The sequence below is a fragment of the Streptomyces sp. NPDC002845 genome (assembly GCF_053591955.1).
Window position 1 is genome coordinate 21,371 of the sequence record NZ_JBSFUU010000028.1, and the last position, 12,941, is coordinate 34,311.

At 67.7% G+C, this 12,941-nt stretch carries 15 protein-coding genes; 11 read left to right on the forward strand and 4 right to left on the reverse strand.

The genetic code is table 11. From position 1 onward, the window contains the following. Positions 1 to 3 precede the first annotated feature (3 nt). The 10 genes from ACWD3C_RS21400 to ACWD3C_RS21445 all read left to right on the forward strand — a co-directional run bounded on the left by ACWD3C_RS21400 (position 4) and on the right by ACWD3C_RS21445 (position 9,476). The gene (locus ACWD3C_RS21400; RefSeq protein WP_451146304.1) at positions 4 to 1,722 is read left to right on the forward strand and encodes a carbamoyltransferase family protein; all 1,719 of its coding nucleotides are present in this window, start codon (positions 4 to 6) and stop codon (positions 1,720 to 1,722) included. Beyond that, positions 1,707 to 2,771 (forward strand): hypothetical protein, encoded by a 1,065-nt coding sequence (locus ACWD3C_RS21405; RefSeq protein WP_451146131.1) that lies wholly within the window; start codon positions 1,707 to 1,709, stop codon positions 2,769 to 2,771. Before ACWD3C_RS21400 ends, ACWD3C_RS21405 begins: the two co-directional genes overlap by 16 nt. A gap of 96 nt (positions 2,772 to 2,867) precedes the next feature. Further along, positions 2,868 to 3,380, forward strand: a complete 513-nt coding sequence (locus ACWD3C_RS21410; RefSeq protein ID WP_451146133.1) for a topology modulation protein — start codon at positions 2,868 to 2,870, stop codon at positions 3,378 to 3,380. Between the two features lie 31 nt (positions 3,381 to 3,411). Continuing rightward, positions 3,412 to 4,257 (forward strand): class I SAM-dependent methyltransferase, encoded by an 846-nt coding sequence (locus tag ACWD3C_RS21415; RefSeq protein ID WP_451146135.1) that lies wholly within the window; start codon positions 3,412 to 3,414, stop codon positions 4,255 to 4,257. Continuing rightward, positions 4,254 to 5,018: a phosphotransferase gene (locus ACWD3C_RS21420; protein WP_451146137.1), complete on the forward strand. Its 765-nt coding sequence runs from the start codon at positions 4,254 to 4,256 to the stop codon at positions 5,016 to 5,018. The genes ACWD3C_RS21415 and ACWD3C_RS21420 overlap by 4 nt, the downstream gene beginning before the upstream one ends. Beyond that, a complete protein-coding gene (locus ACWD3C_RS21425) occupies positions 5,015 to 5,671 on the forward strand; it encodes a histidine phosphatase family protein (RefSeq protein ID WP_451146139.1) in 657 nt (218 codons plus the stop codon). The genes ACWD3C_RS21420 and ACWD3C_RS21425 overlap by 4 nt, the downstream gene beginning before the upstream one ends. Continuing rightward, the gene (locus ACWD3C_RS21430) at positions 5,668 to 6,504 is read left to right on the forward strand and encodes a phosphotransferase (protein ID WP_451146141.1); all 837 of its coding nucleotides are present in this window, start codon (positions 5,668 to 5,670) and stop codon (positions 6,502 to 6,504) included. The genes ACWD3C_RS21425 and ACWD3C_RS21430 overlap by 4 nt, the downstream gene beginning before the upstream one ends. Before the next feature lie 28 nt (positions 6,505 to 6,532). Continuing rightward, complete coding sequence (locus tag ACWD3C_RS21435) at positions 6,533 to 7,528, forward strand: NAD-dependent epimerase/dehydratase family protein (protein ID WP_451146143.1); 996 nt, start codon at positions 6,533 to 6,535, stop codon at positions 7,526 to 7,528. Positions 7,529 to 7,555: 27 nt separating this feature from the next. Continuing rightward, positions 7,556 to 8,677, forward strand: a complete 1,122-nt coding sequence (locus ACWD3C_RS21440; RefSeq protein WP_451146145.1) for an adenosylhomocysteinase — start codon at positions 7,556 to 7,558, stop codon at positions 8,675 to 8,677. A gap of 55 nt (positions 8,678 to 8,732) precedes the next feature. Continuing rightward, a complete protein-coding gene (locus ACWD3C_RS21445; RefSeq protein ID WP_451146147.1) occupies positions 8,733 to 9,476 on the forward strand; it encodes a 3-deoxy-manno-octulosonate cytidylyltransferase in 744 nt (247 codons plus the stop codon). A 120-nt stretch (positions 9,477 to 9,596) separates the two neighbouring features. On the opposite strand, the gene ACWD3C_RS21450 is transcribed toward ACWD3C_RS21445, so the two are convergent. From ACWD3C_RS21450 to ACWD3C_RS21465, 4 genes are all read right to left on the reverse strand, one after another. Next, entirely contained in the window at positions 9,597 to 9,965 is a 369-nt protein-coding gene (locus ACWD3C_RS21450; RefSeq protein WP_451146149.1) for a hypothetical protein, read from the reverse strand. Positions 9,966 to 10,147: 182 nt separating this feature from the next. Beyond that, positions 10,148 to 10,759 carry a hypothetical protein gene (locus ACWD3C_RS21455; protein ID WP_451146151.1) on the reverse strand — a complete coding sequence of 204 codons (612 nt, stop codon included), beginning with the start codon at positions 10,757 to 10,759 and terminating at the stop codon, positions 10,148 to 10,150. Then, the gene (locus ACWD3C_RS21460) at positions 10,756 to 11,061 is read right to left on the reverse strand and encodes a hypothetical protein (RefSeq protein ID WP_451146153.1); all 306 of its coding nucleotides are present in this window, start codon (positions 11,059 to 11,061) and stop codon (positions 10,756 to 10,758) included. The genes ACWD3C_RS21455 and ACWD3C_RS21460 overlap by 4 nt, the downstream gene beginning before the upstream one ends. A gap of 178 nt (positions 11,062 to 11,239) precedes the next feature. Next, on the reverse strand, positions 11,240 to 11,683 hold the full coding sequence (locus tag ACWD3C_RS21465) for a pyridoxamine 5'-phosphate oxidase family protein (protein ID WP_451146155.1): 444 nt from the start codon (positions 11,681 to 11,683) through the stop codon (positions 11,240 to 11,242). Between the two features lie 666 nt (positions 11,684 to 12,349). Between ACWD3C_RS21465 and ACWD3C_RS21470 the strand changes: the two genes are divergently transcribed. After that, positions 12,350 to 12,940 (forward strand): hypothetical protein, encoded by a 591-nt coding sequence (locus ACWD3C_RS21470; protein WP_451146157.1) that lies wholly within the window; start codon positions 12,350 to 12,352, stop codon positions 12,938 to 12,940. The last annotated feature ends 1 nt before the right edge of the window (position 12,941 follow it).

Below are 12,941 nucleotides of genomic sequence, written 5' to 3' on the forward strand. Positions count from 1 at the left end.
GTGGTGGACCACGTGCCCGCCGTCATTCTCGGTCTTTGCTCCTACACGCACGACTCCGCCGCCGCTCTCCTGGTGGACGGTGAACTGGGCGGCTTCGTCGAGGAGGAACGCCTCTCCCAGAAGAAGCACACCCACGAGTACCCCCACCACGCCGTCGAGTGGCTGCTGGGCGAGGCCGGCCTCACGCCCGGCGACGTCGACGCCGTCGCGTACAACTTCCAGCCCGTCCGATACCTCGCCGAGGCCCCCGCGGCCCTGCGCCTCGCGCTCTCGGGCACAACCCGTGACCGGGCTGTGCCACGGGCCGCCGGATTCGCCAAGGTCGCGCTGCGCACCCGGCGCCGCGTCCAGTCCCTCGGTCGGCAGTTCCCCGGCGCGCAGGTTTCGCCCGTACTGCATCACCGCGCCCATCAGCTGACCGCCTTCGCCGCCTCGGGGTGGAACGAGTCCGCCGTGCTGGTCGTCGACAGCCTCGGCGAGCGGCAGACCACGACTATCGCCCATGGCCACCATGCCGGCCGTCCCACCACCCGCACCCTGGAGGCCATTTACGATCCGGCCTCACTGGGCTACGTGTACGGGGCGGTCACCGAGCACCTCGGCTGGCGCCGGGGCGACGAAGAAGGCACCGTGATGGCGCTCGCCGCCCTCGGCGACCCCGCCCGCTTCCGACACCTCTTCGCCCGCGCGGTCCGCACCACCGCCACCGGCTTCGCCCTGGACCCGGCCTATTTCCCGCCGCGCGTCCTTACCTCCGGCTACTCGCGGACCTCCCGCCGCTTCATCGTGGAGACCTGCCCGCCCCGGCGCCCGGACGAGCCGCTCCAGGAGGTGCACCAGGACCTGGCCGCAGCGCTGCAGGAGCGCACCGAGCAGGTGATGCTCCACCTGGCGCGGCGCGCCCGCCTGCTCACCGGCTCACGGCGGTTGTGCCTGGGCGGCGGCGTGGCCACGAACTGCGTCAGCATCGGGCGGATCATCGAGGCGGACATCTTCGACGAGGTCTTCGTGCCGCCCGCTCCGGGCGACGCAGGCACCGCGCTCGGTGCCGCGGTCGCCGTGCACACCGACAGAGGGAACGGCCGGCCTCTGTGCGGGGTCGCCCGCGCCTGCTACCTCGGGCCGTCCTACCCGGAGCCGAACCTGGACCTCACGCGGTGGCCGGGACTCCAGCAGAAGACCCTGGACATCGAGGTCGCGGAGTTCCTCGCCGACCAGCTCGCCCACGGCGTGATCGTCGGACTATTCCAGGGACGTGTGGAGGCCGGCCCCCGCGCATTGGGGAACCGGTCGATCCTGGCCTCCCCTCTGGAGCCCGGCGTCGTCGAGCGTCTGAACGCGGGCGTGAAGTTCCGCGAGCCGTTCCGCCCGTTCGCCCCCATGGTCCTCGCCGACCGAGCAGGGGAGTTCTTCACCCTCGGCCAGGACGCGCCGTATATGTCCATGGCCTCCGGAGTGACGGACAAGGCCCGCGAACACATCCCCGCCGTCGTCCATGCCAACGGCACCTCCCGCCTCCAGACCGTCAGTCAGGCCCAGAACCCCTTCATGCACGACGTGCTGCGGGCATTCGCTCGCCGTACCGGTGTCCCCGTGCTGATCAACACCTCGCTCAACGTCAAGGGCAAGCCCATCTGCGGCACCCCGGACATGGCCCTCGACTGCCTTGCGAACTCCGGGCTCGACGCCCTGCTGCTGGAAGGCCGGTGGATCACCAAGTGAAGATCGGATACAGCTTCTGGGGCTTCCTCGGCAACGGCATCACGGACACACCCGACGGAGGCCGCAGCCACCGCCGCCCTCTGGTCGACGCTCTCCTCGCACGCGGCCACGAGATCGTCTTCCTCCAAGCCGACCGGGACCTCCTCGAAGCAGGAGACGACCTCGGCGGTACGTACACCTTCGACGGCGGCATCCCCGACATCGACGTGCTGTTCCTCGAATGGCGCTGGCTCATCGACGGACGCAACAACACGCCCTGCGGCGCCGAGGGGCACACCTGCGACCTCCACCGCCAGGCCGAACTCGTCAAGCGGTACACCGTGCTCCGCAGCACCCCCACTGTGATCTGGGACAAGGACCGCCAACTGCGCGAACACAACGTCCTCCGCAGTGTCCCCGGCGTCGCGGTGTGCGAGGCAGCCCTCAGTCCCACGCCCGGTGCCCACCGTCTGCTCTTCCCGGTCGACGACCGACTGCTGGACCAGGCGGACCCGAACGCACTCGCCAGGAGGCCGCGGGAGACAGCGCTCGGCTACGTCGGCAACCGGTACGACCGCGACGCACAGTTCGACCGCTACTTCTCCCCGGCCGCCGCATGCTTCGAGCACCAGGTCGGCGGAAAGTGGACGGACACCAGCCGTTGGCCGCACATCACCTTCCTCGGCCGGATCCCCTTCGAGGCGGTGGACCGCCTCTACAGCGGAGCCCTGGCCACTGTCCTGCTGCTGCCCGAGCGATACGCCGCTGTCGGGCAGATGACGCAGCGGATCTTCGAAGCCGTTCTCGCCGGGTGTCTTCCACTGGCTCCCGCCGATATTCAGCACGTTGAGCGGTTCGTTCCCGAGGAACTGGTGGTGCAGTCCGGGGGACAGGTGATCCGGCGGATCACCGATCTTCAGAAGATCGTCGGCAGCCACCGGCATGCCGAACTGATCGCCGCCTGTCTGGGCCGTCTGGAACTCTTCCGGCTCAGCCGTCAGGTGGATGCGCTGGAGACCGTTCTCGCCACGGTCACGGGAGCTGCCGAAGAGCAGCGAGGAGCCGCGTGATGAAGTACCTGCCGCGGGCCGCCGAGCCCGGACCATCCGTACGTGTTCCGGCGGTCGGTCCGTCCGGACACCTGAGCACCCCTAGGGTGGAGCACCATGAAGAAGGTCGCCATCGTCGGCTGCGGAGGCAGCGGCAAGTCGCATGTGGCCCGTGCGCTGGGGGATGTCCTGAACGCCCCGGTGACGCACCTGGACGCCGCGTTCTACGACGACGAGTGGAACGAACTGCCCATGGAGAAGTTCGCCGCGGTGCAGCGCGACCTGGTCGCGCAGGAGAAGTGGGTGATCGACGGCAACTACAACTCCACGCTCCAGATCCGGCTCCAAGCCTGCGACACCGTCGTCCTGATGGACGTCTCCACCCTCGCCGCATTGTGGGGGGTCTTCTCCCGCCAGCTCCGGCACGGCGCCGGGCACAAGGGCAACGGGGTGCACAACCGCATCCACTGGGGCGTGATCAAGTACGTGGCGACGTACCGGCGAAAGATGCGTCCACGTGTCATGGCCAAGATCGATCAGTTCGCGACCGGGCATGCCGACGTGGTGCTGCTGACCAGCCGACGACAGACGCGGCGCTGGTTGCGGAAGGCCGCCGACCAGCAGAGCTGAGCCGCCCGCGCCTCCGAGGGGGGTGCGGCGCATGAACCTCAACCCGTTCCTCGACCCCGGGCGGCAGGAAGACCTGTACGGGCACGCCTCCCGGCTGGCCAGACGGTCCAACGCGTTGATACGGGCCAGGACCGTCGGCCGGCCGGTACCCGACACCATCGTCCACCTGGCCCGGTCCTACCTCGCGCGGGGCTCGGAGCGTCTCCGCCTGGTGGCGGACATCGGTTGCGGCCGCGGCACCAGCAGCCGGGTCCTGGCCGAGCAACTTCATCCGGAACGCCTCGTCGGCATCGACGCGGCGCCCGCGCTGGTGGCCGATGCCCGCAAGCGTGTGGGCCGCGTTCCCGGTGTCCAGGTGGGCTTCCTGAAAGGGGACTTCCACCGAATGCCGATGCCGGACGGCTCCTGCGATCTGGCCGTCGCCGCCTTCTGCCTCTACCACTCGACGCACCCCGAGCAGGCCATTGCGGAGATCGCCCGTGTCCTGGCTCCCGACGGCGTGGCCATCCTCGTCACCAAAGCGCTCGACAGCTACCGCGAGATGGACGCCCTGGTGACCGCCGCCGGACTCGACCCGCGCGCCGAGCAGCACGAGAGCCTCTACGTCTCCGCGCACGGCGGCAACCTCGCCGACCTGGCGAAGCCCTCCCTGAACGTGATCGCGACCGAGCACGAGGAGCACCGCTTCACCTTCGACGGACACGATCACGTGGCCGAGTACGTCGCCACGAACCCGAAGTACGACCTCGCCCCCGGCCTGTACGGCAAGCCGGGCGCGTTGGCCGCCACGCTCCACGAACTCCTCCCGGACGTACCGATCGCCACCAGCTCGGTCATCACGTACGTCGTGGCCCGACCGCGAGGAGGCCGGACGTGAGAACCACCCACTTCACCAAGACCTACGAGACCCCGGAACACACTGCAGCCGCCGCCCGTCATCGCACCTGGCTGGCCGCCCACGCGCAGCCGCTCCGCCAGCCGGCCCTGACGGTCATCGGCCCGAACAGCCTGACCTTCGAGTGGATCGAGGGCCGCCACGCAGAACCCGGCGACCTGCCGAGGCTGGCGGGGCTGCTGGGCGACGCTCACGGCACCGCCTGGGCCAGTGACCTGCGTTCCGTCTCCCTGAACGAGCCGCACACCTTCCGCGACGGCACTCCGTTCGGCGACTACCTCCCCGTACGCGAAGTGGCACTGCGCAGGCGGCTGAAGCAAGGTCATCTGCCGGACAGGATCGCTCTGCACGCGATGCTGACGCTTCTGGAGAAGACCGCCGAGGGGCCCGCCGCCTTCTACAAGGACAGCAACCCGCGGAACTTCCTGTTCACCGAGGACGGCACGGTCTTCACCCTCGACACCGACGACCTCACACTCGCCCCGTTCGGGTACGACCTGGCCAAGCTGATCACGACGCTGGTCATGACGTACGGCCCGATCGGCCCACCCGCCATCGACGAGGCCCTGAGCACGTACAACGAGGCCGTCGGCCGCCACGACTCCCGGCTCGGTACGACGGATCGCGAGCGCCTCGACGACTTCCTCGCCCTGCACTGCGTTCTGACCGCCCCGTACGCAGGGCGCAACGGTTACCGCTTCGGCTGGCCGGTTCCGCGCCCCCGACTCCAAGGTCTCGCATGATCACCACGGAACTCGTCTTCGTCCGCCATGGCGAAGCCCACTGCAACGCGAACGGCGTCGTCGGCGGCCCGGTCACCTGCACCGGGCTCACCAACCTCGGGTACGACCAGGTCGAACAGGCAGCTGCCCGGCTGGCTGACGAGCATCGCGACAGACCCTTCACCGCCCTTTACACCGGCCCTCGTCTCCGGCTTCGGCAGACCGGCGAGATCCTCAGCCAGGCCCTCGGCCTGCCGATGCGCACCGCGCCCGGTCTCGGCGGCCCCATCCACGGCGTGGCCGACGGCAAACCCTGGACCGAGGTGAAGACCGCCGCCGACGGCGGGCCGCACGCCCACCCCGACCGGCCCTGGGCGGATGGGTCCGACACCTGGAACGGCTACCTCCAGCGGGCCGGAGACTTCCTTCACGGTCTCATCGACCGGCACGAGGGCGATCGCGTCCTGTTCGCCGCGCACGGCGAGACCGTGATCGTCGCGCACACCCTGCTTCTCGCGATCCCGCTGGGTTCGCTGGCGGGCTTCACCGTGTCCCACGGCTCCATCACCCGCTGGCAGCACCACCTCAACCGGCTCGACCAGCGGCGCTGGATGCTGGACCGGCACAACGACACCGCCCACCTGGGTGCCTCAGCGATACGGGCGACGTCGTGATCACGGCGTACGACGACCCGCGCATGGAACTCGCGCGGCAGACGGTCGGAGCCGTCCGCATCGTCGCGGACCCGGCGCTACCGCCTCACCTGCTGCACCTTGTCGATGTCCGCGGGAACGCCTACTTCGCCAAGCAGCACGCCAACCGAAACCGCTATGTCCACGAGGCGCACGCCTACCTGACGTGGGGACGCCACCTTCAAGGCCACGCCCCTGAGCTGGTCGGCCGACAGGACTCCACACGCACTCTGCTGCTCACGGCGATACGCGGGCAGAGCGGCGACGACCTGCCGCCCGGCTCGGCTGAGGAAGAAGAGGCTCACCACAACGCCGGCCTCGTGCTGGGAGCCCTCCACCGGGCCACGGCAGGTCCCAAGACCGGCGGCATCGGCGTCGAACTGGCCGGTCGGCTCCGAGGCTGGGTCGACAGGGCCGACCGCGCCGACCTCCTGTCGACAGACGAAAGGAGGAGCCTGCTGCAGGTCGCGGACCTCCTGTGCCACGTCCAGGTGGAGAGCGCCGTGTGCCACCTCGACTACCAGCCCAGGAACTGGCTCATCGGGGACGGCTTCTGGATCTGCGACTTCGAGCACATGCGACGCGACGCCCGCATCCGGGACTTCGCCCGCCTCGAGTTCCGCCGCTGGCAGGCCGCCCCCCATCTCCGCAGCGCCTTCTTCGCCGCGTACGGGAGGGAGCTGAGCGACGCTGAGCAACACCTCCTGGAGTCCTTCGGCGCCATCGAAGCTGCCACCGCCCTGGTCCGGGGACACGAGCAGGACGACCTCGCCCTCAGCGCCCACGGCCGCACCGTGCTGGCGCGACTGAGCTGACCGACCACACCGACCTTTGGAGAGTTACGTGTCAGAAAGCACCTCCGCCTCGACCACACCGACCCCGCGGCGCGCGGTGGTGACCGGGGCCGCCGGATTCATCGCCTCTCACCTCGCCCACACCCTGCTCCAGGCAGGAACCACCGTGATCGGCGTCGACCGTCGCGACCCCGCCGCAGACCAGACGGCAGCAGTCAACCTCGCCGCTTCGCACGGCCTCCCGGGATACATGCACATCACCGCCGATCTGCTGACCTGCGCGATCGATCCGCTCCTCTTCGACGCGGACGTGATCTTCCACCTGGCGGGCATTCCCGGCGTACGAGCTTCGTGGGGCCCGCACTTCGGCGACTACGTGGCCTCCAACATCCTCGCCACCCAGCGGGTGATGGACGCCGCCACCCGCATGCGCGTCCCCCGCGTGGTCGTGGCTTCCTCCTCCAGCGTCTACGGACCCACCAGCGGCGGCCCCAGTGTCGAGAGTGACCATCCTCGGCCGGCCTCCCCGTACGCGGTCACCAAGCTCGCCGAGGAACAGCTCTGCCTGGCGCACGCCGCCCGGGTCGACTGCCCCACGGACGTCGTCGCTCTGCGGTACTTCACCGTCTACGGGCCGCGCCAGCGCCCTGACATGTTCGCCCACCGCGCTCTCCTGGCCGCCATCACCGGACAGCCGCTCCGCCTGTACGGCGACGGTCACCAGCGCCGGGACTTCACCTACATCGACGACGCGGTCGCCGCCACCATCGCGGCTGCCTTCTCGCCGACCGACACGGGCATCGTCAACGTCGGAGGTGGCTCCAACGCCTCCCTGCTCGAAGTGATCAACATCGCCAAGAGTCTTGTCGGCCGCGACATCCAGATCCACGTGGAGCACGCACGCAACGGTGACGTTCTGACCACCCGGGCCAACTCCGGCCGTGCCCACGACGTACTCGGCTGGCAGCCCACGGTCGACCTTCACAACGGCATGCGCGCCCAGATGCAGGCCCTGACCCAGCCCGCGTACCGCGCCGCGGCCTGACCATCTCGCGACCCGACAGGAGTTGCCGTGGAGAGCCCCGAAAAAATCCGGCGGGATGCCTTCTTCCACCGGATCACCGCGCAATTCCCCACCGACGGACAGATCAGCTCGCTGATCATCACCCACCTGCTCCCCGAGCGCCCGGCGTTCCTCCACGCGATGGCCCGGACCACCACGGTCGCGGCCGTGCTGCCCAAGCCCAGATCCATATCCCAGCGGACCCTTACGGAGGTGCGCCGCGAGTACGCCGTGCACCCCCTGAGCCGCGACCTGTTCACGGACCCCACCAGCGCCCTGGAGTACCTGGAGGTCACCGCTCCCGGTCGTGACGTCGTACTGCTCGACATCGGGGGCTACTTCGCACCCAGCCTCGGCACTCTGGTCGAGAAGTTCTCCGGCCAGGTCGTCGGCGTCGTCGAGGACACCGAGAACGGACACCAGCGGTACGCGTCACTCGGCCAACTGCCTTGCCCCGTTTTCTCGGTGGCGCGTTCCCCTCTGAAGGACTGCGAAGACCACCTGGTGGGACGGTCCATCGTCTTCTCCACCGAGTCCCTGGTCCGCACCCGCGGCGACATCCTGGTCAGCCGGGGTGCCTGTGTGATCGGCTTCGGCAAGGTCGGCCGCGCCATCGCCCAGACGCTGCGCGTCAACGACGTACGCGTCACCGTCTATGACAGCGACCCCGTCAAGCGGGTGCAGGCACACTCCCAGGGGTTCCGTACGGCCACTTCCCGCACTGAGGCACTCTGCGACGCCGACCTCGTACTGTGTGCGACCGGCAATCTGGCGCTGCGGCACGGGCATTTCGAGGCGCTGCGCAACGGCGCCTATGTGGCCTCGGTGACGTCCTCCGAGGACGAACTCGAGCTGGACTCGCTCGACGGGCACTACCGACGGACACCCGCCGGGGAGCACCTGACGCGGTACGACGTGACAGGCCATCACTTCTTCGTTCTCGCCGACGGTGGTGCGGTCAACTTCGTCCACGGCGCGTCAGTCGGTACGTACATCCACCTCGTGCAGGCCGAGATCCTCGCGGCCACCGCAGCGCTCAGCCGCGGCGACCACGAGCCGGGCCTGCATGAAATGCCCTCGTCCGACCGCCAGACCATCGCGAAGGTCTGGCTCGACCACTTCGCCAAGTGATCACATACCCCGTCCCACACACCCTTGATCCGCCACTGATCGATAGGAGAACGCCGTGGCCGCCACCGCAGCGCGTCGCCACATAGCGGTGATCCCCTGCCGCTGGGGCGCCTCACGATTTCCCGGAAAGCCCCTGGCCCTGCTCGGCGACATGCCGCTGCTGTGGCACGTCCACCAGCGCTGCCAGGAGGCGAAACGGATCGACGACGCCGTGGTCGCCACCGACAACGAACGCATCGAAGCCGCCTGCCGTCGGCTCGGCATCCCTTGCGTGATGACCGGCGACCACCCCACCGGGACGGATCGCGTCGCCGAGTGCGCCCAGCGCGTCCAGGCCGACGCGTACATCAACGTCCAGGGCGACGAACCGTTCATCGCCCCCGCCGCGATCGACGCGGTGTCGGAGGCGCTGGTCCACCTCAGCGCCGAGACCCTGGCGGTCAACGCGTACGCGAAGCTGGACGACGCGGCATCGGTCATCGACCACAACGTCGTCAAAGTCGTGGTCGGCGAGAACGGCAACGCCCTCATGTTCTCCCGGCAGCCGATCCCGTACCCGCGGGGCCATCGTCCGAACTACCTGCGACAACTCGGCCTTTACGGCTTCACGCGCAGCGGACTCGACCTGTTCCGGCACCTGGAACAGGGACCGGTTGAGCGCGCCGAAGGCGTCGAGATGCTCCGGCTGGTCGAGCACGGGCATGGCGTACGGATGCTTGCCGTCGAGGACGAGGGCATCGCTGTGGACACGCCGGAGGACCTCGAAAGGGCGTGCGCGATGCTGCGATCACATTCTTGAGGGCCCCTGAATCTGCTGGTGACAAGCCAGCCGACCGCCGTGGTCGACAGTTGAACCGGCCCACCGCAGGACACGGTTCGCGGCGTGCTTCAGAACCTCCTGGCTGAGGCGCCGGAGCGATCAGTACTCATCCAGCTTCAGCCACGGTTCGATGCCGAGTTCTTCGGCTTCGCTGTCCATCTGCTTCTCGCTGAGACGAACGTTCGTCATCGCCGCCGTCCCGGTGCCTTCGGCGGCTCCTTCGAGGATTACCGTGCGCGAAGTTGTCACGGCTTCAGCCCAGGCTTCCGCAGCGTCAGCGAAATCCTGCGTATCGGCCGGTGCCCGACTCGCGTACTTCCGCAGCTTCTCGGCTTCGAGCTGTGCGACAAGTTGCACACTCTCGACCTCTGTCCGGGCGTCGCCGGCATCGACTGCCTTGGTCTCTAACTTCATCTCGTCGCGGATGTTGTCCACAGACGCGCGAATGTCGCTGACGGAATTCTCCACTTCGGGATCGTCACCGCATCCGGTCAGTAGAGCACCGGCGCTCAGGACGAATGCAACGGCAGTAAGACGCGAGTTCCTCAAGATCCCCCCTGGGAATGAACCGGCCCCACGCGGTGCGTGGTTGACAGTTGGCCGGATGTTGTGGATCTTCCCGATCGGTGGGACGAGGTGTCAAGCGACGTTCACGGCATGCGCCGGGCGGTTTCAAGCCGCGCCTTGAGTTCGGTGCGGATCAGCGCTTCCAGGGCGTCGATCGATTTGACGCCCAAGTCATCCCGCCAGGCTTCTTCGGCAACCTCTCGCGGCGTCATGAATGCCATTTCCGGCAGGCGCTCTTCCTCGTCGAAGTGGGCGGATTGTCGCGATGGCCGCCGTCGACGCTGAGGTGCGGCCGACGCGGATTCTGAAGCCGCGTGTGGATGGCCGCGCTCGTGCAGGATTGCTTCAGCTGCTCGATCGATTGCGGAAGCGACACTGGTGCCTCCTTCGGACTGACCGAAGAGTCTGCGGTCGCCCTGAATCATCCGGACTCGGGTCGAGATACTGGCATCGCGCCGGGAGATGATCTTCGACTCAAGCTCGTCGACCGAAGGCCCACCAGGAGAATGGGCGAGTTCCGCGGCTATCCGTGAAGGAAGGAAATCCCGGATGACTGTGGCGCGGACGAAGATTTCGGCTGCGTTCTTGATCGCCTGGTCGAAGGGTATGACGTCGCTCATGACTGGCAGATTCTCCTCCGCCGGCTCGCGGGCTGTCACGAGAATGGGAAACTGCGCGCCAGCCTGGGTGTTCATGCCTTGAGTGGGAAGGGCTTCCCGTTGCGCATCGGCTGCCAGCCCAAGGCGATCCCTCGACGGATGCCTTCTGCGACCTCTCCGGGGAGAACGGGTACCGACTCGGCGCCCACCCAGTTGCCGGGGTGCGCGCGGCCGGTGTCCACGACGAGGACGGAACCGCCGGGCTCGCTGTGCTCCACGGAGTAGGTCAACGAGCCCCAGTTCATGCCGTGGTCGTACGTCGGGCGTCGGCGCAGAGTCCACCGATAGGTGACCCCGTCGACCGTGATCGACCGGGCCCCCTTCCTCGCCAGTGACATCTGCCCGCCCCTCATCGGCTACGCGAGGGCTCATGATGCGCCGTGCTCGAATCCAGCGCCATGGGTTTAGGCTCCGCCGGTGTCGACACCGAACCGCTTTGAGATGGCCTTCGACGGCCGTGCCTACGAGGCAGCACAAGCGGCGCGTCTTGCTTATCGGCGGCTTCGTGTCTGTTTACTACGCCGCAGCACTTGAGGCCGCCGCCCGGGGCCGCTGGGCGGGGATTTGCCCCATCGCCCTCTCTATCAAGATCCGGATGACTACCCGCTCAGGGTCTGGGGCCGGCGTGCGCCCGTATCGCTCTCCGTAGCGCGCAATGGCGTCGTCGACCGCTGCGGCATCCGTGCAGACTTCCGCCACGCCTTCGAGTGTGGCCCACCGGCCCCCGTCGACCTGGCACACCGCGACCCGGGCCGTACCACCGCCTGCGAGGATGTTGGCGACTTTCCGGCTGGATTTGCGGGTGATAACTCGGGCGACTCCGGCGACGGCGTCAACGGTCACGCCCACGGGCACAACGTGCGGGCGGCCGTCAGGACGCAGCGTAGTCAATGTGCACAGGTGGTACTCGTTCCAAAACTCGTAGTAGTCATCAGCTTGACCCGATATCGCGTTCGACATGGCTGAAAGCGTAACGGTGCCAGTTGCCCGAACTGCCCTGAAGTGACCACGGCCACACCTGGCTTGAGCAGGTGATTAGCCCGATTCGGCGCCGCATGTCGCACGTCATTAAGCCGTGAATATCTCAGATTCATAACGGACTCGACATCGAAGTTGAGAGCTTGAAGCGTCCACGCCAGGACGCAAAAGGCCAGCTCAAAAACATGATCTAACACGCTGATGGCCGATTTAGATCGTTTTGGCGGGTCGGAGTTACTTGCGGGCTGCACATATTGATCATGCTTTTCAGGCCATGTCTTATCTGAACCGTCACGTACTGTCCAAGGGGTTCCCGGAGGCTCCATTGAGGCGGCTCACCGGGTGTCTCATTGCGTGTTCGCGTATGTGACATCCGTGTTGAGTGAGGCGATCTGGAGGCCAGGCATCCGGGCCCCTTGAGGGGCTTGGTGGGGCACGCAGGCATATCCGGCTGCGGTCGTTTCGGCGCCGGGAACTGGACGTCATCGACACGGGCGCGGTGTCGCCCCGGCTCGGGGGAGCCATCACCTTGCCGGTTGGAGGGATTACTCAGTGTGGTCACAGAAGAGTGGTCGAGACGCGGCGGAGCCGACGGTTCCTGCACGGGGCGGAGCCAGCCGTGGGCGCCTCGGGCGCTGGCGCACAGCCGTGAACCGGACCGTGGAGAGGGATCTGCACCGTCTGATTCGGCGTGAGCTGCAAGACCTCGGGATTACTCCCCCGCTCGACGTCGCCGAACTCTGCCAGGCGCTCAGCCGACGGCGTGGGCGCCCCCTGTACCTGCGGGAGGCTCCGCTGCCGAAGCCGGGGCCCTCGGGGATGTGGGTCGAGTACGAGGACTACGACGTGATCCTCTACCAGCAGGAGACAACCCGCCTGCACCAAGATCACATCAAGCTCCATGAGATCGGGCACATCCTCGTAGCGGAGAACGAAGAGGCCGCCGCAAGGGAGGCCGCAGGCGAGACGGCGGCAGAAGCCCCCACGGTCGACGCCGACGAGGAGACAGCTGTCTTCGTCGAGGGCTGGGCCACCATGCTGCCGGTGTTCGATCCCGAGACGATCAAGCGCGTGGCCCGCCGATGCTCGTACGAGGACGGCGAGGAATGCTCCGTCGAACTGGTCGCGACCATCATTCTGGAGTGGTCGTCCCTGCTGGACGGGTCCACTCCGCTGTCGGACGACCCCTCTCTTCGTCGTGTGGAGTCGGCTCTCGGTGACCGGCGAGGATGGCTGTAAC

What these genes read in the sequence shown, in the direction of transcription:
- ACWD3C_RS21410 (WP_451146133.1), top strand. Translation starts at nt 2,868, where the DNA reads ATGAAGAAGGTCGCCATCGTCGGCTGCGGAGGCAGCGGCAAGTCGCAT.
- ACWD3C_RS21415 (WP_451146135.1), top strand. Translation starts at nt 3,412, where the DNA reads ATGAACCTCAACCCGTTCCTCGACCCCGGGCGGCAGGAAGACCTGTAC.
- ACWD3C_RS21425 (WP_451146139.1), top strand. Translation starts at nt 5,015, where the DNA reads ATGATCACCACGGAACTCGTCTTCGTCCGCCATGGCGAAGCCCACTGC.
- ACWD3C_RS21455 (WP_451146151.1), bottom strand. Translation starts at nt 10,759, where the DNA reads ATGAACACCCAGGCTGGCGCGCAGTTTCCCATTCTCGTGACAGCCCGC.
- ACWD3C_RS21460 (WP_451146153.1), bottom strand. Translation starts at nt 11,061, where the DNA reads ATGTCACTGGCGAGGAAGGGGGCCCGGTCGATCACGGTCGACGGGGTC.
- ACWD3C_RS21465 (WP_451146155.1), bottom strand. Translation starts at nt 11,683, where the DNA reads ATGTCGAACGCGATATCGGGTCAAGCTGATGACTACTACGAGTTTTGG.